Raw genomic sequence first — 24636 nt, 5'->3', positions numbered from 1 at the left:
CGCCGAGCTGACGGAGGACAAGGAATGCCGCTCGATCCGCGCGTGCCGCCGAGGGACGAATGCGTGCTGCGCTACCTCCTGGACGCGCGTGCCGACCAGATGCCCGACAAGCCCTTCGTCGTGTTCGAGGACGGCGCAGCCTGGAGCTATGCTGAGCTGCGGCAGCGCGTGCGCACCGCCGCCCGGGCTCTTCAGGATCTCGGCGTGAAACAGGGCGACCATGTGCTGGTCTGGCTCCCCAACGGGCCGGACTGCCTCAAGATCTGGTTTGCCATCAACTATATCGGCGCCGTCTACGTGCCCTTGAATACCGCCTATCGCGGCCGGGTGCTGGAGCATGTGGTGGCGCTGTCGGATGCGGCCCTCGGCATCGTCCATGGCGATCTGATGGGCCGCCTGGCCGACGTGGACCGGGCGCGGCTCGCCGATATCGTCGTGCTGCACGACAAGGGCGAGCGGCTCGACGGCTTGCGTCTGCACGCGGCCAGCGTGCTCGACCAGGCCATCGGCGACGTCACCGAGCCCGAGCGACCGATCGAGCCGTGGGATGCGGGCTGCATCATCTACACCTCCGGCACCACCGGTCCGTCGAAGGCGGTGTTGTCGTCCTACCTGCACCTCTATTCGTCCGGCGACGGCTTTCCGCTGGCCAGCGCCGACGACCGGCATATGGTGACGCTGCCGCTGTTCCACGCCGGCGGCACCATCCCGATCTATCTCATGCTGGCGCGCGGCGGCTCCATTGCCCTGGTCGAGAGCTTCAGCACCGAGCGCTTCTGGGAGGTGGTGCAACGCACGCAGACCACAACCGTCATCCTGCTCGGGGTGATGGGCGGCTTCCTGATGAAGCGGCCGGACCCGCCGGCCGAGCAGACGCGCTCGCTGCGCTGGGTCACCGCGCTGCCGCTCGACGAGGATGCCATCGGCTTCGGCCGCCGCTTCGGTGTCGACGTCATCACCGTCTTCAACATGACCGAGGTGTCCTGCCCGCTCGTCTCGGAGGTGGGGCCGACCCTCGTCGGCTCGTGCGGGCGCCCGCGCCCCGGGGTGGAGGCCCGCGTCGTCGACGCCAACGACTGCGAGGTGGCGCCGGGCGAGGTGGGCGAACTGATCGTGCGCACCGACCGGCCCTGGGCGATGAACCACGGCTACTACAAGAACCCCGCGGCGACGGCCGAGGCGTGGCGCAACGGCTGGTTCCACACGGGCGACGGCTTCCGGCGCGACGAGGCCGGCAACTTCTTCTTCGTCGACCGCATGAAGGACGCGATCCGCCGGCGCGGGGAGAACATCTCCTCCTTCGAGGTCGAGGCGGAGGTCTGCGCCCACCCGGCGGTGCGCGAGGCGGCGGCGGTCGCGGTCAAGAGCGAGGTCTCGGAGGACGAGGTGCTCGTCGCCGTGTCCCTGGCCGAAGGCGCGAGCCTCGACCCGGCCGAGCTGATCGACTTCCTGCGGCCGCGCATGGCCCATTTCATGGTGCCGCGCTTCGTGCGCATCATTGGCGACCTGCCCAAGACACCGACCCAGAAGGTGCAGAAGCACCTGATCCGCACGGAGGGGGTGACCGACGAGACCTGGGACCGGGACAAGGCTGGCATCGTCATCAAGCGCGAGCGGCTGACCAGCGCATAGCGGCCCTTCGGCGCCGGAGCTTGCGAGGCCAGGCGCGGCCGTTACTCTGATCGCGACAGAACAACGCGATCAGGGAGGACTGCCGATGACCGACGCCGCCGCGTCCGCACGCCCACAGACGGCCAAGGGGCCGTCATTCCGTTTCGCCTTCGTCAAGTTCGTCGTCGGCGATCTCGAAGCGATGGCCTCCTTCTACCAGCGCATCTTCGGCTTCGAGGTGGCGCAGACCATCGAGCTCGCCGACGCGACCGAACTCGTGCTGCGCCGGCCCGGCGACGACAACGGCTTCTCGTTGATCCTCTACGGCCCACACGATCGCCGCCCCGTTGCCGTGGGCGACGCGCACGGACCGCTCGGGCTTTATGTGCGCGATGTCGATGCGGCGTACGCCTATGCGGTCGATGCCGGGGCGAAGGCGCATCGGCCGCCCTTCGACACCGGCCCGATGCGGGCCGCCTTCGTGCTCGACCCGGAGGGGCGCGAGCTCGAGCTCCTGTCGATCCGGCGCTGAGCGGAGAGCCGCCATGTCAGCTTCGACCGCATTCGCCAACGCCGACTTCGAGACGCTGATCTGCGACGTGCCGCGCCCGCATGTGGCGCGCATCACGCTGAACCGGCCCAAGGCGATGAACGCCTACACTTTCGCGATGACCCAGGAGCTGCAGCGCGCCGTGGCATGCTATCGCGACGACGACGACCTGCGCGCCCTCGTCCTCGCCGGTGCCGGCGACCGTGCCTTCTGCACCGGCGGCGATATCGGCGACAGCGAACCGGAGCACCGCGAACGGGTGCAGAGGGCGCCCATGGGCATGGGGCGCGAGATGCGCGACGGCATGCAGCCGGTGGTGGCCGAGTTGCGGCGCATCGACAAGCCGTCGGTCGCCATGATCCAGGGCTACGCCGTGGCCGGCGGGCTCGCCCTGGCACTCGGCTGCGACTTCCGCTTCGCCGGGCCCGCAGCCAAGCTGGGCGACACCTCAAACCGCTTCGGCCTGCTGCCGGACGAAGGCGGCGCGTGGCTGTTCCCGCACGTCATGGGCTACGACAAGGCCCTCAAGATGTCCCTGCTGCACGAGATCTACGACGTGGAGACGGCCTTCCGCCTGGGCCTCGTCACGGAGATCGTGTCCGGCAATTTGGAGGAACGTACCTTGTCCTTCTGCGAGGCCCTGGCCGGCAAGGCGCCGCTCGCCGTGCGGCTGACCAAGACGATGATGATGCGGGCGCTCGATTCCACCTACCAGTCGTCGCTGGGCGACGCGCAGCTGGCCGTGATGATCGCCAATCCGGCCGATGATGTGCGGGAGGCGACCCAGGCCTTCCGCGAGAAGCGGGCGCCGCGGTTCAAGGGGCGCTAGAGTATTTCTCGATCAGATGGAATCATCTGATCGGGTAGAAATGCTCCAAGTCTTTTAATCTGGAGCGCTCTCCTTGATCGGGTGGTTCCACCCGATCAAGAAGTGCTCCAGAACGATCCCAGCAGAAGTCTGCTGCGATTCTGCGTCCCGCCTTGCGTCAGAACAACGAGACAGGGCATGCTCGGCGAACCAGTTTCATCGGACATGCTCTTGAGGGTTCGGCCAGCGAGCGGGCCGTCGGCGCGAACGACAAGGGGCCGTCCGCCCGCATCGTTCGCGCGGGGCTATCGCAAGTGTGTCTGGGCTCCGCGACCGGATAGAATGCTGGAGTCCTTGATGTCCTGATCCGTGAAGTAATCGCATCCTTTGATCGCGGCTTCGAGGATATCGAGATAAACGAGGTATCGCGGATCGAACAGGGCCCTCATCTCCCGCCAGAGGGGCGTACCTCGTAGCGCCTCATATTTGTCTCGGCGCGACCGGTCTCGCACGCCCCACTGGTTGAGGGGCCAGCCATACTGAGACATATGGAACCCGTGCAGCGGTCTGCCGATCTTGCCGGTGCGCGGCTTGGCCTTGGCCGAGACCATCCGGTAGAGCAGGCTTCCATCCGCGTCCCAATCGAGCGATCCCAGATCGATATCGTCTGGAATTTCAACTGGATAGTAGAAATCATACTCGGAGAAATGAAGGCCCGTCATCGTGGGGCCGTCTTTATTTGCCTTTACCTCATTTGAGTACCGCAGCTTGTTTTTCCGCATGATCTCGATGTGCTGCGGTGCGATCGGCTCCAGAACCAGAACGTCTATGTCGCCGATGTAGACATATGCTGCCGTGGTCGCAGGTTGCTTGATGAAGCGGACAATCGATGCGTGCGTATCGAATTCGGCTTCGGATACGACGAGCCGGGGGCCGACGAACTCGGCCAATTTGGCGATCGCTCGCCCATGCGCTTGGCAAAAGTGATCCCGATCCGGCACGAATATCTCGACCTTGCAATCGTCGTTGTGGTGCAGGACAGACGTTGCATACGGAAGAGCATAGGGAAGATATGGGCCGTCGGCAGCGGTCAATACTAACAGTTCGACCATGATGTCTTTGTGCGGCCGCTATCCCTGATACGCCCATCCTGCCTAGCGGGTTCTGCTCCGGCAATCAAGCTAGCTTGAGGCGTATCGGCACGGCTGGCCGCGGCGCTGGATGTCTCTCACTTGTTCGTGAGGATGGCAGGGTTTCGGCCGAACGAGGCGAGCCTTACACTGCATCGCTGCGCCCAGCGGCCGGTGGCGGACGCCTGCTTCGCGCTGCTCCGCCGGAGACGTCGGGCCAGGGGAGGGTGGGTTTGGTGGTGGTCTGTCGCTTTTTTTGTTGCGCGAAGGCGGGCGTCGCACCCGCCGCCAGCTTTGCCTTGGCTCCCGGCGCCATGGGCCCGCTGGCGAAGCGATGGGTGCGGTGATGCCGGAACTGCTCGTTGTGACAGCCGCGGACCGCGCCTATCTGCCCTTCGTCTTGCCCTATGCTGCTTCGGTCCTGCATCACAATGACGATAGCGCTCTGGAGATCTTCGTTCCCGACAGGGCCCAGATCGAGCAGGCCTACACGGCCGGGCTGGCCAAGCTTCAGCACCTGTTCCCGGATCGTTTGCTGCTCACGCAGGTGAACTTCGATGCGCCGGGGTCGGTGATCAGATTCATCAAACAACCGTCGATGCGGGCTACCTACGTCTATATCGGTGACATCGATATCCTCGTGTTGGAGGCGATCGCGCCAAGGCACATCGCCATCATGGAGCGGGAGAACATCAGATACTCGAACGAGGTCAGGTCGAGCTTCCAGACGCTCGGTTTGAACAAGATGACGGGCCTTCATTTTTCTGAATATGATTTCTACTATCCCGTTGCGATCCCCGACGATATCGATCTGCCGTCACTCAAGTGGAATTCCGACGAGGACCTGCTCTACCAGATTGTGTCTGCACGAACCGAGCCGCGTGTCGGCAGCATCGGCAGGCCCGTTCACGGCTTTCACATGTCCCATCACGGCTGGCCCTACAATCAGTGGGGTGTGAGGAACCAGACGTACCGCACACGTTACGCCACGTTTTGCGGGACGCCGACCTGGCTCGAGATGAGAGAGTTCTTCGACCCCAGATACGTCGTCTACCTCGAAATCTTGGAGGCGACCATCCGGGGTTATCGGCATTTTACCGAGGCCGAGCTCAAGGGGTCGCTTGCCCTGTTCGGCCGCGGCGCGACGCGGGTGTCGCAATGATGTAGGGGGCTCACGCTCGCCAGAGCCAGCCCTGCACGGACCGGCGACGTCGCGGCGTCATCGCGACCGGTCCATGCGGAGCCCGTCAGGCCTGCGCCTGCGGCGGGGCCGCGCAGAAGCTGCGCCAGCCGCCGAAATGCGAGATGTCCGCGGCATCGTGCGTGGCTTCCACCTCCACCAGGAAGCCCTTGGGCCGCGAGCCGTCGGCCAGCCTGACGGTACCGATGGAGAGGGGCGACGGGACGGCAGCGACGAAGCTTGCGAAGGCCTGCGGCTCCAGGGCCCAGACCTCCGTCTCGATGGGGCGGCCCGCGCCCTCCGCCACCCGCAGCAGGCCGGGGCGGTGGGGCGGCCCGCCCGCCAGAGCGAACAGCCGGTAGTCACTGGTGGTCTGCCCCGCCCGCAAGAGCCGGCCCCCGCGGGATGTCAGCTCGTGGTTGAGCGCGAGCCCGGACAGGTGCGCGCCCACGACGACCAGTTCGATCGGAGCCACTGCGCCGTGAGCCGAGGGGGCCGGGAGGGAGGCCGCGCCCGGCGTGCCGAACAGCCGGCCCGCAATATCGGCGATATCGGCGTCGTGGCCTGCGGGCCCGATAAAGGTCACGCCCGCAGGCCAGCCGTCCGTGCGCGCCGGGCCGGGCACGGCGAGGGCGCAGAGGTCGAGCAGGTTGACGAAGTTGGTGTAGGTGCCGAGCTCCGCGTTCGGGCCGAGCGGGTCGGCCTCGAGATCGGCCAGAGTGCGCGGCCGCGGGAAGGTCGGGACCATCAGCGTGTCGATGTCCGCCCAGACAGGGGACGTTGCCGCCTTGAGCTCCGCCAGCCGATACAGCCCGGCAAAGGCGTCCGCCGCCGAAAAGCGCGTCGCACCAGCGATGATGCCGTGTGTGATCGGCAGCAATGCCTCCGGCTGCGCCTCGATGAAGGGGCGGATCGCGGCATAGCGCTCCGCCACCCATGGGCCGTCGTAGAGCAACGCGGCGGTGGCGTAGAAGGGCGTCAGATCGATCGGTACAAGCGCGGCGCCGGCGGCGCGCGCCGCGCTCAGCGCCGCGTCGAATGCCGCTTCGGACAAGGCGTCGCCGCCGAATCTGCGGCTGGCGGCATCGGGCACCCCGACGCGCAGCGGAGCGTCGGCGGGGCGCGCCGGAGCAGAGAGCGTCTGCCGCGAGTAGGGATCGGCCGCATCGGGCCCTGCCATGGCCGAGAACAGCTCCCAGGCGTCGGCGACGGAGTGGGCGAAGACGGAAACGCAGTCGAGGCTGCGGCAGGCCGGCACGACGCCCGTCGTGGGCAGTGCGCCGAGGCTCGGCTTCAGGCCGACGATCGCATTCAGCCCGGCAGGCACGCGGCCCGAGCCCGCCGTGTCGGTGCCGAGCGCGACGGGCACCAGTCCGGCCGCGACGGCCACGCCCGAGCCCGAGCTGGAGCCGCCGGGCGCCAGGGCCGGGTCGATGGTGTTGCGGGGCACGCCATAGGGTGAGCGCACGCCGACGAGCCCTGTGGCGAACTGGTCGAGGTTGGTCTTGCCGATGATGATCGCGCCGGCGGCCCGGAGGCGCGCCACCACGATCGCGTCGACCTCTGGCGTATAGGCGAAGTCCGCGCAGCCGGCCGTGGTCGGCAGGCCGGCGACGTCGATGTTGTCCTTCACCGCAACCGGGATGCCGTACAGCGGCCGCCCCTGGGGCCCCTGGCCTTCGAGCGCGCGCGCGTCGGCCAGCGCCGCCTCGATCGGACGCAGCGCAATGAACACCGCTGCATCGCCGTACGCGGCGATCCGCCCGTAGACGTCGGCGATGGCCGACGATGGCGTCGCGGCGCCGTCGGCATAGGCGCTGCGGTAGTCCTGAATGGTACGCACGGGTCTCGTCTCTCTCTCTTTTCGCGAACTCTTCGCCGGAGCGGTCTTGAGTGGAACCACCCAGTCAGGGGACAGGCGTTCGAAGACCTGGAGAACCTGTCGTCGGTTTAGACGGGTCGCCTGACCGGGGGATGGCGCTAGAGCACTTCCGCGTTTCTCTGAATCGCGGAAATTCTCTATCTGTTTGATTTGCCGCGCTTTCTTCACGCGAACCGGCGTCCACTTCGCTCGAAAACGCTCTAGCCGAGCGAGTCCGGGATCACGCTGACGTGCGCGGCTACCACCTTCCAGCCGTCGCAAAATCGCACCCACGTCTGCATCTGCCGCCCGGCCGCTCCGGGGCCGCGCCTGAACAGCGTCGAGGCCGTGGCGAAGTCGCGGCCGTAGGTGGTGATCACGGTCTTTTCCAGAGTTCGGGTCAGATTAAGCGGCGACCGGCCGCGGCGGAAAGCGCGGATCTCGTCCATGCCGTAGAGGTTCTCGCCGATGCCGTAGCGGATGGTCGTCGCCGCATCATGGAAGAGCCGCTCCAGCGTCGGCACGTCGTTCGTCACCAGAGCCTGCTCGTAGGTGGCGAAGGCCGCCTCGACCTCGGCGACGATTTCGGGAATGTCGATGTCCACTCGCGTCTCCTGCTTGCGACGGCCGGCGCGCACCCCGTTCGCCGCTCCAATGTATCGGCCCTCTTCGATTGGCCGTCAGGCCCCGATGGCCCTCAGCACCGCCTGCGATGACGATACCCATCCGAAGATGCCGCCCTGCGCCTTGATCATCGCCAGCCCCGCCTCGTGGAACTCCGGGAAGTAGGAGCCGCAGCAGTCGCCGAGCACGACGCAGCGGTAGCCGCGGTCGTTGGCCTCGCGCACCGTGGTGTTGACGCAGACCTCGGTGGTCACGCCGCAGACCAGCAGCGTGTCGATGCCGCGGTTGCGCAGCATCAGCTCCAGGTCGGTCTGGTAGAAGGCGCCCTTGCCCGGCTTGTCGATCACCGGCTCGCCGGGGGCCGGCGTGAGCGCGGCGATGATGTCGTGTCCGGCCTCGCCGCGGATGAGGATGCGCCCCATGGGTCCGGGGTCGCCGATGCGCAGGGAGGGCAGGCCGCGCTGCACCTTGGCGAGCGGCGCGTCCGAGAGGTCGGGGCGATGGCCCTCGCGCGTGTGGATGACCAGCAGGCCGTGGGCACGCGACGCGTCGAGCACGCGCCGGCAGGGGGCTATGGCCGGGGTGAGGCGCGATACGTCGTTGCCGAGCGTCTCGCCGAAGCCGCCGGGCTCCAGGAAGTCGCGCTGCATGTCGATGATGATCAGCGCGGTACGGGCCGGATCGAGGCTGATCGGGGCGGGCTCGGCGTCGACGAGGATCTGCATGGGATCAACTCCGGTTAGCCAAGCGCGGCGATCGGCGCGGCGGCGACGCCCTCGCGCTCCAGGAAGGCGGCGATGCGCAGCACGCTGTCCTCCCGCCACGGCGCGCCGATCACCTGGACGCCGAGGGGCAGCCCGCCGTCGAGGAACACCGGCACAGCCGCGACCGGCAGCCCGGCAAACGAGATCGGCTGCGTGTAGACGCCGATGTTGGGCCGCAGCGGCAGCTCCTGGCCGCCGAAGACCAACGTGGTCTGGCCGAGCTTGGGCGCTCGGCACGGCGTCGAGGGCGCCAGGATGATGTCGACGTCCTTGAACAGCTCGGCGAACCGCTCCCCGTACCAGCGCCGGAAGCGATGGGCGCGGTTGACCCAGGAGGCGGGCATCATCGCTCCGGCGATCAACCGGTCGCGCACCGCCGGGTCGAAGTCGGCCGGACGGGACCGCAGCCGGTCGAGGTGCAGGGCCGCGCCCTCGCTCGCCGTGATCAGGTAGGCGGCGGCGCGGGCGCGGGCGGCTTCGGGTATGTCGATGGTGCGGCTGGCCCCGAGGGCTGCGGCGACCGCGGCCACGGCGCGGTAGGCATCCGCATCGCCGCCCGTGGCGAAGTAGCCGCCGGCAACTGCGATGCGCAGCGAGCCGGGGCCGTCATCGAGCTGCGCTACGCTCGGTTCCGGCAGCCGCGCGGTGCAGGTCGGATCGTCGGCATCGGGACCCTGCATGGCGTCGTAGGCTCCGGCGAGCAGGCGGACCGATCTCGCGAACGGCCCCAGATGGTCCAGGCTCGTCACGAAGGGAAAGCTCGCCGCCCGCGACAGGCGGCCGAAGGTCGGCTTGAGGCCGAAGACGCCGCAGAAGGCGGCGGGGACGCGGATCGAGCCGTTGGTGTCGGAGCCGAGCGCCAGCGGCACCAGGCCGGCGGCGACCGCCGCGCCCGCGCCGCTCGACGAGCCGCCGGCCATATGGTCGAGCGCATGGGGGTTGTGGCAATGGCCGTCGTGGACGTTCTCGCCGGTGAAGTCGTAGGCATACTCTCCCATGTTCAGGGCGCCGACGAGGATGGCGCCGGCCGCCTCCAGGCGGCTGATCAGCGGGCTGTCGCGCTCCGCCGGCGCCCGGTCGCGGTTGATCCTGGAGCCGGCGCGGGTCGGCAGGCCGGCGATGTCGAAAAGGTTCTTGACCGCGAAGGGCACGCCGGCCAGCGGTCCCGTCGCGCGGCCGGCATCAAGCGCTTCGGCGGCCCTGTTTGCGCGCTCGGCGGTCACGTCGGTGAAGGCGTTGACCAGCGGATCCAGGCGCTCGATGCGCCGCAAGGTTTCCGCCACGGCCGCCCGGCTGGCGTGGTCGCGCGACTGGGCGGGGGGCAGCGGTGGGTTGCTTGCCATCATCGTTCCTCAAAGCCTGAACACGGCGGCGGGCTCGAGCTCGTCCGCAAGCGGAAAGTCGAGGACCAACCTGGCCACCTGGGCGTTGGCCGTGAGGTTGCGCACCACCGTCTCGATCCAGTCGGGGTCGAGCGGGATGCCCAGCATCGGCGCCATGAGCCGCGTCAGGGTGCGGGCGCTCGTCTCGTCGAGCGCGGCCAGCGGCTCGAGCTGCAGGTCAGACATGGGTCACCTCTTGCACGGGCGGGTGTGGAATAGCGGCGATCAGCTCGCGGGTGTAGTCGGCCTGGGGATCGTCGATCACCCGGGCCGCGGCGCCTTGCTCGACGATCCGCCCCTGCCGCATGACGATCACCCGGTCGCAGAGCAGGCGCACCACGTTGAGGTCGTGGCTGACGAAGAGATAGCTCATGCCCAGCTTGGCCTTGAGGTCGGCGAGGAGGTTGAGCACGATCGCCTGCACCGAGACGTCGAGTGCCGCCGTAGGCTCGTCGAGGATGACCAGGTCCGGGTCAAGGGCGATGGCGCGGGCGATGCCGATGCGGGCTTTCTGCCCACCCGAGAGCTGATGCGGAAAGCGGTCGAGCAATTCGCCCGGCAGCCCCACCAGCCGCGCCAGTTCCTCGCAGCGCGCGCGGACCGCGGCAGCGCCCTTGGCGGCGCCGAAACGCAGGATCGGGTCGGCGATGGCGCGCGCGGCGGTGTAGCGCGGATTCAGGCTGTCGGATGGGTCCTGGAACACCATCTGGATCTTCGACCGCAGCGGATGGTGCGAGAACGCGCTGGCCGGCACGGCGCCGATGTCTTCGCCCTTGAAGGCGATGCGACCCGCCGTGGGGTCGGCGAGGCGCATGACCATGGTCGACGTCGTCGACTTGCCGCAGCCGGACTCGCCGACGAGGCCGACGCTTTCGCCGCGCCTGACCTCGAAGGACAGGTCGTCGACGGCCCGGAACGGCGCTTCCTCGCCGCCCTTGCGCAGCAGGCGGGCGAAGGCGCCGGCCGCGTTGCGCGGGTATTCCTTCACCAGGTGCTCGACGCTGAGCAGCGTCTCGCTCGCCGCCGGGGCGGCCGGCGCGGGCGGGTGCTCGGCGTCCTCCGGCAGCAGGTCGCGCAGGGTGATGCCCGGCCGGGGCGTGGCCCGCATCAGCTTGCGGGTGTAGGCGTGGGCCGGGGCACGGAAGATGGCGCTGGAGTGCGCGGTCTCCACGACCTCGCCCTTCTCCATGACGACGACGCGGCCGCAATAGGCGGCGGCGAGCCCCAGGTCGTGGGTGATGAGGATGGTGGACATGCCGCGCTCGGCCGTCAGCTCGACCACGAGGTCCATCACCGCCTTCTGGGTGGTCACGTCGAGGCCGGTGGTCGGCTCGTCGGCGATGAGCAGCTGAGGCCGGCAGGCCAGCGCCAGCGCGATGACGATGCGCTGGCACATGCCGCCCGAGAGCTCGAAGGGGTAGGCGCCATAGCGCTCCTCGGGCCGCGCGATGCGGACCTGCTCCAGGGCGTCGATGGCCTTCTGCTTGAGGTCGCCGGAGCCCGCCAGCGCGTGCTGGCGCAGGACGTCCTCGATCTGTCGTCCCACCGTGCGGATCGGGTTGAGCGCCGCGCGCGGGTTCTGGAAGATCATCGACATCTCGCGGCCGCGTAGGTCGCGCATCTCCCGCTCCGACGCCGCCTTGAGGTCGACGCCGGAGAAGGCGACGCTGCCTTGCGCGATGCGGCCAGCCCGATCGAGGATGCGCATCACGGCGTAAGATGTCACCGACTTGCCGGAGCCGGATTCGCCGACGATGCCGACGGTCTCGCCCTTGGCGATGCAGAGGTCGACCTTCCTGACCGCTCTGACGGTGCCGCGGCGGGTGGCGAATTCGACGGTGAGGTCGCGGACGTCGAGCAGCGGCACGGCGGACATGGCCCTTTCCTCCCTCAGGTGCGCCGCTGCGGGTCGACGATGTCGCGCAGCCCGTCGCCGATCAGGTTGAAGCAGAACACCGCGAGCATGAGCGCCAGGCCGGGGAACAGGGCGATCCACCACTCGCCGGAGACGATGAAGGCGGCGCCCTCGGCGACCATGATCCCCCATTCCGGCGTGGGCGGCCGCACGCCGAGGCCGATGAAGGAGAGCCCGGCCGCGTTGAGGATGGCGTAGCCCATGGTGAGCGACATCTGCACCACCATGATCGGCATGATGTTGGGCAGGATCGTCGTCAGCACGATGCGGGCATCGCTGTTGCCGGTGAGACGCGCGGCGAGCACGTAGCCGGCGTTGCGGCGCACGCTCGCCTCCGCCCGGGCGATGCGGGCATAGAGCGGGAAGTTGATGATGGCAGTGGCGATGACGATGTTCGTCACCGTGTTGCCGAGCGCGGCCACGATGCCCATGGCCAGCACGAACAGGGGGAAGGCCATGATGGTGTCGGCGATGCGGCCGACGATGCGATCGGTCCAGCCGCCGAAGAAGCCGGCAGCCACCCCGGCCAGGCCGCCGAGCGCGAACACCAGGGCCACCGAGAATACGGAGATGGCGAGGTCGAGCCGCGTCGCCACGACGACGCGGCTGAAGATATCGCGGCCGAGCTGGTCGGTGCCGAACCAGTGCTGCGCCGACGGCGGCTGGAGGGCGGCGGCCGTATCGCTCGCCAGCGGGTCGTAGGGCACGATCGACGGCCCTATGAGGGCGCAGATCACCAGGATCAGCAGCAGCCCGAACGAGACGCCGGTGACCGGGTTGTCGCCGACGACGTAGCGTGCATGGGCGAAGGTCTCGCCAAAGCGGGGGCTCGGGGGCGCGACGGGGAGGGCCGCCGCCGTCGTCTGCTCGTCCGCCATCGTCATGAGCTGCTCCTCACGCGCGGATCGATCAGCCCGTAGGCCAGATCGATGATCAGGTTGAGCGCGACGTAGAGGATCGCCATGGCGAGGACGAAGCCCTGCACCGGGGCGAAATCCGAGGCAATCAGCGCCTCCACTGCGTAGGAGCCGACGCCCGGCCAGGCGAACACCTTCTCCACCAGCACGTTGGCGCCCAGAAGAAAAGAGAACACCATGCCGAGCGTGGTGACGACCGGCAGCAGCGCATTGCGCAGCGCGTAGGTGACAATGACGGTGCGCGGGCCGAGACCGGAGGCCCGGGCCGTGCGCACGAATTCCGACGACAGCACTGACAGCATCGAAGCGCGCGTGATGCGCGCGATGGGGGCGAGCGAGAAGATGGCGAGCGTGATACCCGGCACCAGGATCTGCGCGAGAGCCGCCCGGAAGGTCTCCAGGTCGCCGGCGATCAAGCTGTCGATCAGGTAGAAGCCGGTCACCGTGGGCGGAGCGCTGGCGAAGACGTCGAGCCGCCCGAGCGGCGCCGGCGCCCATTGCAGCACGAAGTAGAAGACATAGACGAGGATCAGGCCGGTGAAGAACACCGGCAGCGACACGCCCGCCGTGGCGATGATGCGGCAGGCATGATCGATCCACGAGCCCTGCCGCACGGCGGCCGCCACCCCGAGCGGAATGGCGATGACGAGCGCCAGAAAGAGGCCGAACAGGGTGAGCTCGGCCGACGCCGGCAGGCGGCTCGCGAGGTCGGAGACGACAGACTGGCCGGTGGTCAGCGACTGGCCGAGATGCCCGTGCGCCAGGTCGCCGACGTAGCGGAGGAATTGCTCGGGAAGGGACTTGTCGAGGCCGAGCTGCTTGCGCACCTCGGCGATCGCCTGGGGCGTGGCGGCGGGGCCGGCGAAATACGAGGCGGTGTCGCCCGGCAGCACGCGGGTGAGCAGGAAGCTGATGACGACCACGCCGATCAGCGCGGGGATGGTCGTCAGCAGGCGATCGACAAGCGTCTTGACCATGTGCGACCTCGTGGGACGCGGATGACGGGATCGGGCGGGTTTTGGGTCGGCGGGGCCGGCACGAACGCTTTTGGATGGATGGTCGGGTCAAGCCCGACCAGGACGCCTGAGGGAGGGCCCTTCGCTTCCGGAGTGTCATGGTTGGGCTTGACCCGACCATCCATCAACTCGGACGTACGTGGTGGTGGGCTCCGTCGAGAATTTTTCCGTGCAACTCGATTAGCTCTTCACCAGGGCGCGATAGTCGAGCCGGCGATGAAACCAATACTGGTACCCGGAGATGTTCTTCTGCATCGCCACGTTGACGAAGGGCTGGAACAGCGGAATGCGCGGAATGTCGCGGAAGGCGAGGTCGACGAAGCCCTTGACGTCCTTGTCGTAGGTCGCCGTATCACCGTCGGCCGCCGCGGCACGGGCGCCCGCGATCAGCGTGTCGATCTCGGGGCTCTTGTAGCTCATGGTGTTGAAGACGGAATTCTGGCCGTCGTAGCACCAGAAGAAGAAATACTCCGGATAGTCGAGCCAGCCGGAGAAGACGTTGGTGAAGAGCGGCATCTCTTTCTTGTTGAGCTCGGTACGCCAGTTGGCACCCGGGATCTTGTTGATCGTCGTCTTGATGCCGATCTGCTGAAGGCTCTCCTGGACCAGAATGCACAGCGGCTCGTTCACCACCGCGAAGCCGAGGTCGAACGAGATCGTCGTCTCGAAGCCGTTGGCATGCCCTGCCTCGGCGAGCAGCTGCTTGGCCTTGTCGATGTCCGTGTTGTACTTATGCGGCTGCGGCCAGGCCACCTGCGTCGGCGCGTCGGCCGGTGCGCCGAACATCGGCTTGGCGAGCCCGAACAGCACCGCGTCCATGATCTTCTGGTAGGGCAGGGCATAGGCCACGGCCTGGCGTACCTTCGGATTGTCGAAGGGCGGCTTGGTGACGTTCATGCCGATATACTGGATGCCGTTGGAATAGGGCGTCGAGACGATGTTGAGCTTGGGCGAGTTCTTCAGCTCGGCAAAGTCCTTGTTCGGCAGATCGTAGGACACATCGGCGTCGCCGCGCTCCAAAAGCGCGCGCCGGTTGCCGGCGGACGGCACCATGCGCCAGATCACGCGCCTGATCTTCGGCAGCGGGCCGGCCTTCCACAGCTCGTTGCGCTCGAAGACCACCTCGGTGCCCGGGGTCCATTTGGTGACCCTGTAGGCGCCCGAGCCGGCCGTGTTCTGCTTAGTATAGTCGAGCCCCCAGGGATCGTTGGCGCCGGCGTTCTTCTTAACCAGCTCCGAATTGACAATGCACGGCACGATCACGGCGAGGTCGGGAACCGTGAGCCTGTCCTTGCGCAGAAAGTCGACGCGCACGGTGCGATCGTCGACGATGACGAACTGTTCCGGCTTCTCCAGCGATCCGGCCTTCATCTGGAAGGTCGGGAAACCGCCGACCGAGACGGCGCGGTCGAGCGACCACTTCGCGTCCTTGGCCGTCACCGGCGTTCCGTCCTGGAATACCGCGTCCTTGCGCAACTTGAAGGTGACCGACATGTCGCCGGGATTCATGTCCTCGGCGAGTTCGGGAATGATATTGTCGCGGTCATAATAGGCGACCCCGTTGGGCAAGGTCTTCATGCCGTGCGTGATCAGCCGGTCGTAGCAGTTCCAGGACGCCTCGTAGCCGGGAACGTTGGTGCCGACGCCGTGGATGTCGAGGTTGTTGGGCCCACTCTCCGAGACGATGAGCAATGTCTCGGCGCGCGACTGCGCCTTGGCCGGCGACCAGACGGCCGGAGCGGTTACGCCGGCCACAGATGCCGCAGCTCCCGCAACCGACGTTTTCAGGAACTGCCGACGATCCATCATGACCTCCTCGCAAAATTGCATGCTTAAGGTGGAATTTTGCATACAATAATGTGATGTTGCATGCCTAAATGTTGTCGTTGCATGCTTAAATTTGGAACCGGTGACGCGTAGAATTTGAGCAGCGCGGCGGCGCTGCTAGCCGCTAAGACAGGCAGGGTGATGCAGAGCGATTCACCAGCGCAGACTCGGGCCGAATGGCTCGCCGGCGAGCTTGCCGACGCCATTCTGACGGGAGAGCTCGCGCCGGGCGCACGGCTCGACGAGACCGGGCTTGCCGCGCGCTACGGCGTCTCGCGGACCCCGGTCCGCGAGGCCCTGCGCCAACTCGCCACCACCGGTCTCATCGATGCAAAGCCTCGGCGGGGCGCGACGGTCACGCACGTCACCTCCGCCCAGCTCGAGGAGTTGTTCGTCGCCATGGGCGAGATCGAGGCGACCTGCGCGCGCCTGGCCGCCATGAGCATGACGCCGATCGAGCGCCGCCGCCTCGCCAGCCTGCATCAGGCCATGGCCGAGATCGTCGAGCGTGGCGACGAGAGCGCCTATGCCGACGCCAACGTTCGCTTCCACTCCACCATCTACAAGGGCGCACACAACGGCATCGTCGCCGAGATCGCGTCCAGTCTGCGCCGCCGCCTGGCGCCGTTTCGCCGGGCGCAGTTCCGCGCCGAGGGGCGCCTGCGCCTCTCGTATGCCGAGCACGACGCCGTCGTTCAGGCGATCGCGCGGGGGGACGCGGTTCAAGCCCACACGACGATGCTGCACCACGTCAGCCTGGTCGAGGATGCCGTCGACCAACTCGCCTTGGCCGCCTCGGAGCGCCGCATCCGCGGCTGATGCCGCCGATCGCCGCGGCGCGTGCACGAGCGCCGCTTGCCTTCCGTGTTTGATGGAACATATAGTGAACACGGAGATGAAGCATTGGATACATCGCTCACGGTCAAGCTAAGGATCCTCGCGGACGCCGCGAAATACGATGCCTCGTGCGCGTCGTCCGGGGCGCCCAAACGTGCGGCCGGCCGGGAGGGGCTGGGCTCGACCACGGGCGCGGGTATCTGCCATGCCTACACGCCGGACGGGCGCTGCGTGTCGCTGCTCAAGATCCTGATGACCAATGTCTGCCTGTTCGATTGCGCCTACTGCATCAATCGCCGCTCGTCGAACGTGAGGCGCGCACGATTTTCCGTCGACGAGATCGTCAATGTCACGGTCGAATTCTACAAGCGGAACTATATCGAGGGGCTGTTTCTGTCGTCGGGCATCATTCGCTCGCCCGATTATACGATGGAGCAGATGATGTTGGTGGCCAAGCGGCTGCGCCGGGACGAGGGCTTCGCTGGCTATATTCATCTCAAGACCATTCCCGAGGCGAGCCCGTGGCTCATCGAACAGGCGGGGCTATGGGCCGACCGGCTGTCGGTCAACGTCGAGCTGCCGTCCTCGCAGAGCCTGCGGCGCCTGGCGCCGGAGAAGGACAGCGCCTCGATCCGCACTGCGATGGGGCAGATGTCGGAACGCATCAGCGAGGCCAAGGCCGAACGTCGCCGCTTTGCGCCGGCGGGTCAGAGCACTCAGATCATCGTCGGTGCCGACGATACGACCGATGAAGGCGTGCTGGCCATGTCCGCGGGGCTCTACGATGGCTTCCGGCTCAACCGCGTCTACTATTCAGCCTTCAGCCCCATCCCCGCGGCGAGTCCGGTTCTGCCGATCAAGCCGCCTCAGCTGATCCGCGAGAACCGGCTCTATCAGGCGGATTGGCTGCTGCGGCACTACGGCTTCACGGTGCCGGAGATCGTCGCCGGCGGGGCCGGGGGGATGCTGGATCTGGAGATCGATCCCAAGCTCGCCTGGGCCCTCAAGCACCGTGAGCGCTATCCCGTCGATGTCAACAGCGCCGAGCGTGAGTTGCTGCTGCGCGTGCCGGGCCTCGGCAAACGGGCCGTCGACCGAATCGTAGCGGCGCGCCGCTGGACGACGCTACGCCTGGCCGACGTGGCCCGGCTTACCGCGGGGCTCAAGCGCGCGCGGCCTTTCCTGATCGCCGCCGACCACCGGCCCGTCGGCCTGACCGATCGTCTGGACCTTCGGGCCCGGCTCGTCACGCCGCCCCGCCAGTTGAGCCTGTTCTGATGGCGAGCCATCATGTCGTCCTCTCCCGCGGCGCCGATCTGGCCGGTTTTCGCCGCGCCGTGCGGGCGCTTCTCGCCGCGTCCGCCGTCCCCGACGACGTCGAGTGGTCGGCGGAGGGGGCGGGCCTGTTCGGCAGCGAGGCCTTGCCGGACGGGCCGCCCGTCGCCTTGCCGAGAGCCGTGGGCGAACTGATTTCGCACGTGGTGTGCCATTCCGATCCGGAGCGCTACGCGCTGCTCTTTGCTCTGGTCTGGCGCATCCAGATGGGCGAACGCTCGTTGCTGGAGGTGGCGAGTGACCCGCTCGTCCATCGCCTGGCGCTGATGGACAAGGCCGTGCGCCGCGACCTGCACAAGATGCATGCGTTCCTGCGCTTTCGCCGCGCGGACGAGGAGGCCGGGGCGGAGCGCTTCACCGCGTGGTTCGAGCCCGACCACTTCATTTTGGAAGCTGCGGCGCCGTTCTTCGTCGACCGCTTCAGACGCATGCGCTGGTCGATCCTGACGCCGATGGGCTCGGCCCATTGGGATGGATCGGAGCTCGCCTTCGGCCCGTCCGGTCGGCGCGCGGATGCGCCGCCGACCGATGCATTCGAGGCAAGCTGGCGCGGCTACTACGAGAGCACCTTCAATCCCGCTCGCCTCAATCCTGCGGCCATGCGCGGCGAGATGCCACGCAAGTACTGGCGCAACATGCCGGAGACGGCCGCCATCCCGGCCCTCATCCGATCGGCCTCTTCGCGCGTTGAGGACATGCTGCAACGGGAGGCTGCCATGCCCACCAAGCGTGATCCGCAGAAGGCCGTCGCCGCCATGGCGAACCAGGATCCCGAGACTCTCGACGCCCTTAACCGCATCATCGCTGCGGCGGAGCCATTCGTGCACGGGGGGACCCGGGCGGTGCTGGGGGAGGGGCCGGTCGGCGCGCCCCTCGCCTTCGTCGGCGAGCAGCCAGGGGATCAGGAGGACGTGCAGGGACGGCCGTTCGTCGGTCCGGCAGGTCAGCTCCTCGACCGCGCCATGGCGGAGGCGGGCGTCGACCGGAGCCGCTCCTACGTGACCAATGCGGTGAAGCACTTCAAGTTCGAGCAGCGTGGCAAACGGCGGCTGCACCAAACCCCGACCGCCGGCGAGGTGAAGCATTATCGCTGGTGGCTGATCCGCGAACTCGAGTTCGTTCAACCCCGCCTAGTCGTGGCGCTCGGTGCGACAGCGGTTCTGGCCCTCGCCGGCAAGGCGTTGCCGATCGGACGCTCGCGGGGGTCGGCGCAGTTCCTCGACGGCTTTGCCGGCTTCATTACGGTTCACCCGTCCTATCTGCTGCGTCTGCCGGACGAAGCGGCAAAGCGGGAGGCCTATGCGGCGTTCGTTGCGGACCTCGTGCAAATTCATGCGCTCGCGGCGAGCGGCGACGGCCGAACGCTGTCCGCGGCAGAATAACGCACGGGCGGGGGGGCTTGGCGGCCTGCGCAGTGCAACAAATCCCCCCGCGCGTGTGTGCCGTCGGCCATAGCCTCGACCGCGACCTTCAGCTACACGTGTGCGTCCGCTGCCGGGCGTGATCACCCACGGCGGGCGATGTGAGGCGAGGCGCGACAGGGGGCGACGGTTCTCATGGGGGCAGAGTTCAGACGCTTGGGCCGCTTGCGGGGCCGCATGCGCATCGCGCTCGCCGGCGCCGCCGTTGCCGCGCTGGTAGGCTGCAACGAGAAGAATGCCTACGTGCCGCCGCCGCCGGCCACGGTCACCATTGCCCAGCCGGTGCAGAAGCCCGTGACGGTCTACGCCGAGTTCACGGGCAACACCGCGGCCGTGAACGCGGTCGATCTGGAGGCTCGCGTCCAGGGCTTCCTCGTGTCGATCAACTATAAGGACGGCCAGCCGGTGAAGAAGGGCCAGCTGCTCTTCGGCATCGAGAAGGACCAGTATCAGGCGCAGCTCGATCTCCAGAAGGCCGAGCTGGCGAGCGCCCAGGCCAAGCAGACCAACGCGCAGCTCGAATACAATCGCCAGGCGCAACTGGGCCGTCAGGATTTCGCATCGCAGAAGGCGGTCGACGACGCCAAGACCAACCTCGACGCGGCGGTCGCTCAGGTCGCGGCGGACAAGGCCAACGTCCAGGTCGCCACCATCAACCTGGGTTACACCGCGGTGACGGCTCCGTTCGACGGCGTCGTCACCCGCCACCTGGTGGATGTGGGCGCATTGGTCGGCTACTCCGGGCCGACCAAGCTCGCGACGATCGTCCAGATCAATCCGATCTACGTCTACTTCAATGTCAGCGAGCAGCAGGTCCTCACGCTTCGCGAAGGCTTCGCCAAGCAGGGCATCAGCCTCAAGGAGCTGCGCGAGAACAACAAGAGCATGGAGGTCGAGATCGCCCTCCAGACCGAGACCGAGTTCAAGCACAAGGGCAAGATCGACTACATCGCGCCCCAGATCGACCCGAACACCGGCACGCTGCAGATCCGTGGCATCTTCGACAATCCGAATTTCGAACTGCTGCCGGGCCTGTTCGTGCGTGTGCGCGTGCCGGTCAACAAGCTGCCCAATGCGCTCCTGGTCGACGACGCCGCGATCGGCTCCAATCAGGTCGGCAGCTACGTCATGGTCGTCAACAAGGACAACATCGTCGAGCAGCGCCAGATCAAGCCGGGACAGCTCGACGGCCAGCTGCGGGTGATCAGTGACGGCCTTCAGCCCGGCGACCAGGTCGTCGTCGGGGGCGTGCAGCGGGCGATCCCCGGCAACAAGGTCGCCCCCCAGCAGGGGCAGATGGCCCGGGCTCAAGCGCCGGCGCCTGCCGCTCCACCTGCTGCGACGCCTGCCGCCGCACCGGCTGCGGCGCCGGCAAAACCCTGATCTGGACCGGAAACGCGAACGAGGCGGCCTGAATGTTCTCGAAATTTTTCATCGAGCGGCCGGTTCTCTCGAACACGCTGGCGCTCGTCATCGTGCTGCTCGGCGCCGTCTCCCTGCTGAGCCTGCCCGTCTCCCAATACCCGAACGTGGTGCCGCCGACGGTGTCGGTGACCGCCTCCTATCCGGGCGCCAGCGCGCGCACGGTGATGGATACCGTCGCGCTGCCGATCGAGCAGCAGGTCAACGGCGTTCAGGGCATGATCTACATGCAGTCGACGAGCGCCAGCGACGGCAGCTACAGCCTAATCATCACCTTCGACATCGGCACCGATCCAAATATGGCGCAGGTGCTGGTGCAGAACCGCGTCTCGTTGGCCCAGGCGCAGCTGCCGCAGGCCGTCGCCGTGCAGGGTCTGAACGTCCAGAAGAAATCCACGTCCATCCTCCAGTTCATCAACCTGCATTCGCCCGACGGAAAGTTCGACAACCTGTTCCTGTCGAACTACGCCGGCATCAACCTCCAGAACGAGCTCGCCAGGCTTCCCGGTGTCGGCAATGTCACCGTCTTCGGCTCGGGCCCCTATGCCATGCGCGTGTGGATGGACCCGCAGAAGCTGCAGGCCTTCGGTCTCGTGCCGAACGACGTCGTCAACGCCATCCAGCAGCAAAGCACCGAGGTCACCGCGGGGATGGTCGGCATGCCGCCGGCGCCCCAGGACCTCAACTTCCAGTATACCATCAACATCAACGGCCGCTTCGACAACCCGACCGAATTCGAGAGCATTATCGTCAAGGTCGACAACAGCAACGGCGGCCAGATCGTGCGCGTGCGCGACATCGGCCGCGTCGAGCTCGGCTCCCAGTCCTACAGCCACCAGGCCATGTTCAACGGAGCGCCGTCGGCCGCGATCGGCATCTTCCTGCTGCCCAATGCGAACGCCCTGGCGGTGGCGACCGAAGTCACCAACAAGATGGCGGAGCTCGCCAAGGCGTTTCCGCCCGGCCTCGTCTACGAGATACCCTTCGACACCACGAAATTCGTGTCCGCCTCGATTCACGAGGTCTACGTCACGCTGATCATCGCTGCCGTCCTGGTGCTCATCGTCATCCTGATGTTCCTGCAGGACTGGCGTGCCATGCTGGTGCCGGCGACGACGGTGCCAGTCACCATCATCGGCGCCTTCGCGGCGATGGCGGCGATGGGCTTCTCGGTCAACACGACCACGCTGTTCGCCATCGTGCTCGCCATCGGCATCGTCGTCGACGACGCCATCGTCATCGTCGAGGGCGTCTCGCGCCACCTCGAGGCGGGAATGAGCAGCCACGACGCGGCGGTCAAGGCCATGTCGGAGCTGTTCGGGCCGATCATCGGCATCACCCTGGTACTGATGGCCGTGTTCCTGCCGGCCGCCTCGCTGCCGGGCCTGACCGGGCAGATGTATCAGCAGTTCGCCCTCGTCATCGCGGCGACCGCGTTCATCTCCGCCATCAACGCTGCCACGCTGAAGCCCACCCAGTGCGCGCTATGGCTCAAGGTGCCGACCCCGCCCGAGCAGCGCAACGTCATCTATCGCGGCTTCAACGCGGTCTACAACAAGGCGGAGCACTGGTACGCCGGCCTCGTCCACCGCCTGGTGGCGCACAGCGTGCTGACGGTCTTGGTCGGCTTTGTGCTCATTGGCGCCGCGTTTTGGGGCATGACCAAGGTGCCGACGGCCTTCCTGCCCAACGAGGACCAGGGCTACCTCGTCGTCAGCCTCAACCTGCCGGACGCCGCTTCGATCGAGCGCACCACCCGGGTCGTTGCCCAGGCTACCAAGGTTGCGCTGGACACGCCCGGTGTCGAGAACGTGGTCGGCGTGAGCGGTGTCTCACCGCTCGACAACAACGCCACCATGTTCAACGCGGGCATGCTCTACGTCATCCTGAAGGACTGGTCGGAGCGCACCACGCCCGAGCTGAGCCTCAGGAGCATCTACGGCCGCCTGAACGAGGGCCTCGGCAAGCTTCAGGATGCGACGGCCTTCGTGCTGGTGCCGCCGCCGATCCAGGGCATCGGCAGCACCGGCGGCTTCACCATCATGGTGGAGACCAAGGATGGCAGCTCCGACTTCAGCAAGATGCAGAATGTCGTCCAGCAGCTGATCCAGAACGCCTCGACGCAGTCGGCCTTGCAGCGCGTCAACACCACCTTCAAAGCCGACGTCAAGCAGTTCCGGCTCGAGGTCGACCGCATCAAGGCAGAGACCCTCGGCGTCACCGTGGGGCAGGTGTTCTCGACGCTCGAAGCCTTCCTCGGCTCGACCTATGTCAACCAGTTCACCAAGTTCAACAACGTCTTCCAGGTCTATGTACAGGCCGACTCGATCTTCCGGCTGCGCCCCCAGGACGTGCTGGCGCTCAAGGTCAAGGCTGGAAACGGAACAATGGTGCCGATCGGCACGCTGGCGAGCCTGAAGGAAGAGGTCGGCCCGCCGCTCATCACGCTCTACAACCTCTACCCGTCAGTCACCCTGGCTGGCGGCCCTGCACCTGGCTTCAGCTCCGGCGAAGCCATGGACCTGATGAACCAGATCGCCAAGCAGACGCTGCCGCCGGGCACCGACACGGCCTGGACCGCCATGTCCTACCAGGAACAGATTGTCGGCAATCAGATCTATATGGTCTTCGCTCTGGCGCTGGTGCTGGTCTATTTCGTTCTCGCCGGCCAGTACGAGAGCTGGATCCAGCCGTTGTCGGTGATCCTCGCGGTGCCGCTGGCGCTGCTCGGAACGGTGCTGGCGCTCAATGCGCTGGGGCTGCCCAACAACCTTTACACCCAGATCGGCATCGTGTTGCTGATTTCGCTGGCCGCCAAGAACGCCATCCTCATCGTCGAGTATGCGCGCGAGAAGCGCGCCGAAGGCATGGAGATCGACGCGGCGGCAACGGAGGCGGCGCGGCTGCGCTTCCGGCCCATCCTGATGACGTCCTTCGCCTTCATCTTGGGCATGGTGCCGTTGATCTTCGCCACCGGGGCGGGGGCGGCGTCCCGCGCCTCCATCGGTATCGCTGTGGTCAGCGGCATGCTGGCCTCGACCTGCCTTGCAGTGCTGTTCGTGCCGTCGTTCTTCGCCGTGTTGCAGCGCCTCGAGGAAGGCAAGTCCAAGAAGCCCAAGATCGGGCATGGCGCTGCGACGACGCCGGGCGAGGGCAGCGCCGCCTGAGGCGGCCGGCCGGTTGCGTACGGGTGCGCGGTACGGCTTCGCATCCGCCTCACCAACGCTGCGGGTGAGCCGGCGCTGGACCCGGTGTTGGAACCGTTCTAAAGCAGGAGCGCGGCCGGTGGCTTGAGCCGCATGGGGGCTCCGCGTGCCGATTCTCGTCCTGGGTCTCGTCCTGTTCTTCGCTGCGCACATCTTCACGATGCTGCGCGCGCCGCGGGCCCGCTTCGTCGGTCTTCTCGGCGAGGGGCCGTACAAGCTCGCCTATTCCGTCGTCTCCGCCCTTGGCCTGATCCTGATCGTGCTCGGCTTCGGCGCCTACCGGGAGACCGGCTACATCCAGGTCTGGGACCCGCCGGTCTGGACCCGGCACCTGGCGCTGCTCCTCAACCTGCCGGTCTTCATCCTCCTCGTCGCTGCCTATGCACCGGGCTTCATCAAGCTCAGGGTGAAGCATCCCATGCTGCTGGCGGTGAAGATCTGGGCCACGGCCCATCTGCTTGCCAACGGCGACCTCGGGTCGATCCTGCTGTTCAGCTCTTTTCTCGCCTGGGCGGTCAGTGCACGCATCGCGGTCAAGCGACGCGGCGACCAGGGGCTTCCGGCGAGGCCGGCCTCATGGAAGGCCGATGTCGTGGCCGTCGCCGGCGGTCTCGTCGCCTACGCGCTGGTGATCGGCTACCTGCATCCGCTGCTGATCGGCGTGCCGGTCCTGTCCTGATGCCGGGCCATGGTGCTTCGGCCTGCGGCTGAAGCACGTCTCATGCGCTGACGCGATCGCTGCTCATCGTGACGCGCGCCTGCCGTGGTTGACAGCGACGCGCGTTCCCTTCATTGCGGCGCAAAATCCGGCGATGAAGGCAGGGGAACTG

20 protein-coding genes are annotated in these 24636 nt (G+C 67.1%); 10 read left to right on the top strand and 10 right to left on the bottom strand.

The window, feature by feature from the left end:
• Positions 1-24 precede the first annotated feature (24 nt).
• From IEW34_RS17905 to IEW34_RS17895, 3 genes are all read left to right on the top strand, one after another.
• On the top strand, positions 25-1632 hold the full coding sequence (locus IEW34_RS17905) for an AMP-binding protein (RefSeq protein WP_188610577.1): 1608 nt from the start codon (positions 25-27) through the stop codon (positions 1630-1632).
• A gap of 85 nt (positions 1633-1717) precedes the next feature.
• Positions 1718-2143 (top strand): VOC family protein, encoded by a 426-nt coding sequence (locus IEW34_RS17900; RefSeq protein ID WP_188610576.1) that lies wholly within the window; start codon positions 1718-1720, stop codon positions 2141-2143.
• Positions 2144-2156: 13 nt separating this feature from the next.
• Positions 2157-2990 carry an enoyl-CoA hydratase/isomerase family protein gene (locus tag IEW34_RS17895; RefSeq protein WP_188610575.1) on the top strand — a complete coding sequence of 278 codons (834 nt, stop codon included), beginning with the start codon at positions 2157-2159 and terminating at the stop codon, positions 2988-2990.
• Between the two features lie 284 nt (positions 2991-3274).
• On the opposite strand, the gene IEW34_RS17890 is transcribed toward IEW34_RS17895, so the two are convergent.
• On the bottom strand, positions 3275-4081 hold the full coding sequence (locus IEW34_RS17890) for a hypothetical protein (protein WP_188610574.1): 807 nt from the start codon (positions 4079-4081) through the stop codon (positions 3275-3277).
• Positions 4082-4433: 352 nt separating this feature from the next.
• Between IEW34_RS17890 and IEW34_RS17885 the strand changes: the two genes are divergently transcribed.
• Positions 4434-5261: a hypothetical protein gene (locus IEW34_RS17885; RefSeq protein ID WP_188610573.1), complete on the top strand. Its 828-nt coding sequence runs from the start codon at positions 4434-4436 to the stop codon at positions 5259-5261.
• Between the two features lie 85 nt (positions 5262-5346).
• On the opposite strand, the gene atzF is transcribed toward IEW34_RS17885, so the two are convergent.
• From atzF to IEW34_RS17840, 9 genes are all read right to left on the bottom strand, one after another.
• The gene (gene atzF, locus IEW34_RS17880) at positions 5347-7122 is read right to left on the bottom strand and encodes an allophanate hydrolase (protein WP_188610572.1); all 1776 of its coding nucleotides are present in this window, start codon (positions 7120-7122) and stop codon (positions 5347-5349) included.
• Between the two features lie 239 nt (positions 7123-7361).
• Complete coding sequence (hpxZ, locus tag IEW34_RS17875) at positions 7362-7745, bottom strand: oxalurate catabolism protein HpxZ (RefSeq protein ID WP_188610571.1); 384 nt, start codon at positions 7743-7745, stop codon at positions 7362-7364.
• Between the two features lie 75 nt (positions 7746-7820).
• Complete coding sequence (locus tag IEW34_RS17870; protein WP_188610570.1) at positions 7821-8489, bottom strand: cysteine hydrolase family protein; 669 nt, start codon at positions 8487-8489, stop codon at positions 7821-7823.
• A 14-nt stretch (positions 8490-8503) separates the two neighbouring features.
• Positions 8504-9871 (bottom strand): AtzE family amidohydrolase, encoded by a 1368-nt coding sequence (locus tag IEW34_RS17865; RefSeq protein ID WP_244642059.1) that lies wholly within the window; start codon positions 9869-9871, stop codon positions 8504-8506.
• A gap of 9 nt (positions 9872-9880) precedes the next feature.
• Complete coding sequence (locus IEW34_RS17860; protein ID WP_244642056.1) at positions 9881-10096, bottom strand: DUF4089 domain-containing protein; 216 nt, start codon at positions 10094-10096, stop codon at positions 9881-9883.
• A complete protein-coding gene (locus IEW34_RS17855) occupies positions 10089-11786 on the bottom strand; it encodes a dipeptide ABC transporter ATP-binding protein (protein ID WP_188610568.1) in 1698 nt (565 codons plus the stop codon). Before IEW34_RS17855 ends, IEW34_RS17860 begins: the two co-directional genes overlap by 8 nt.
• Before the next feature lie 14 nt (positions 11787-11800).
• Positions 11801-12709 (bottom strand): ABC transporter permease, encoded by a 909-nt coding sequence (locus tag IEW34_RS17850; protein ID WP_244642054.1) that lies wholly within the window; start codon positions 12707-12709, stop codon positions 11801-11803.
• The gene (locus tag IEW34_RS17845) at positions 12706-13719 is read right to left on the bottom strand and encodes an ABC transporter permease (RefSeq protein WP_188610567.1); all 1014 of its coding nucleotides are present in this window, start codon (positions 13717-13719) and stop codon (positions 12706-12708) included. The genes IEW34_RS17850 and IEW34_RS17845 overlap by 4 nt, the downstream gene beginning before the upstream one ends.
• 219 nt (positions 13720-13938) lie before the next feature.
• Complete coding sequence (locus IEW34_RS17840; protein WP_188610566.1) at positions 13939-15564, bottom strand: ABC transporter substrate-binding protein; 1626 nt, start codon at positions 15562-15564, stop codon at positions 13939-13941.
• Between the two features lie 162 nt (positions 15565-15726).
• On the opposite strand from IEW34_RS17840, the gene IEW34_RS17835 reads away from it, so the two are divergent.
• From IEW34_RS17835 to IEW34_RS17810, 6 genes are all read left to right on the top strand, one after another.
• Positions 15727-16404, top strand: coding sequence for a GntR family transcriptional regulator (locus IEW34_RS17835; protein WP_188610565.1), 678 nt, complete (start codon positions 15727-15729; stop codon positions 16402-16404).
• Between the two features lie 84 nt (positions 16405-16488).
• Complete coding sequence (locus IEW34_RS17830) at positions 16489-17700, top strand: putative DNA modification/repair radical SAM protein (RefSeq protein WP_188610564.1); 1212 nt, start codon at positions 16489-16491, stop codon at positions 17698-17700.
• Positions 17700-19139, top strand: a complete 1440-nt coding sequence (locus tag IEW34_RS17825) for a UdgX family uracil-DNA binding protein (protein WP_188610563.1) — start codon at positions 17700-17702, stop codon at positions 19137-19139. Before IEW34_RS17830 ends, IEW34_RS17825 begins: the two co-directional genes overlap by 1 nt.
• A gap of 216 nt (positions 19140-19355) precedes the next feature.
• A complete protein-coding gene (locus IEW34_RS17820) occupies positions 19356-20561 on the top strand; it encodes an efflux RND transporter periplasmic adaptor subunit (RefSeq protein ID WP_244642052.1) in 1206 nt (401 codons plus the stop codon).
• Between the two features lie 32 nt (positions 20562-20593).
• Positions 20594-23767 (top strand): efflux RND transporter permease subunit, encoded by a 3174-nt coding sequence (locus IEW34_RS17815; protein WP_188610561.1) that lies wholly within the window; start codon positions 20594-20596, stop codon positions 23765-23767.
• A 145-nt stretch (positions 23768-23912) separates the two neighbouring features.
• The gene (locus IEW34_RS17810; protein ID WP_188610560.1) at positions 23913-24485 is read left to right on the top strand and encodes an NnrU family protein; all 573 of its coding nucleotides are present in this window, start codon (positions 23913-23915) and stop codon (positions 24483-24485) included.
• The last annotated feature ends 151 nt before the right edge of the window (positions 24486-24636 follow it).

The organism is Chelatococcus reniformis (assembly GCF_014640075.1).
Taxonomy (GTDB): Bacteria; Pseudomonadota; Alphaproteobacteria; order Rhizobiales; family Beijerinckiaceae; genus Camelimonas; species Camelimonas reniformis.
Note: the sequence above shows the minus strand (reverse complement) of the source record. Positions and strands in the feature narration are given on the sequence as shown.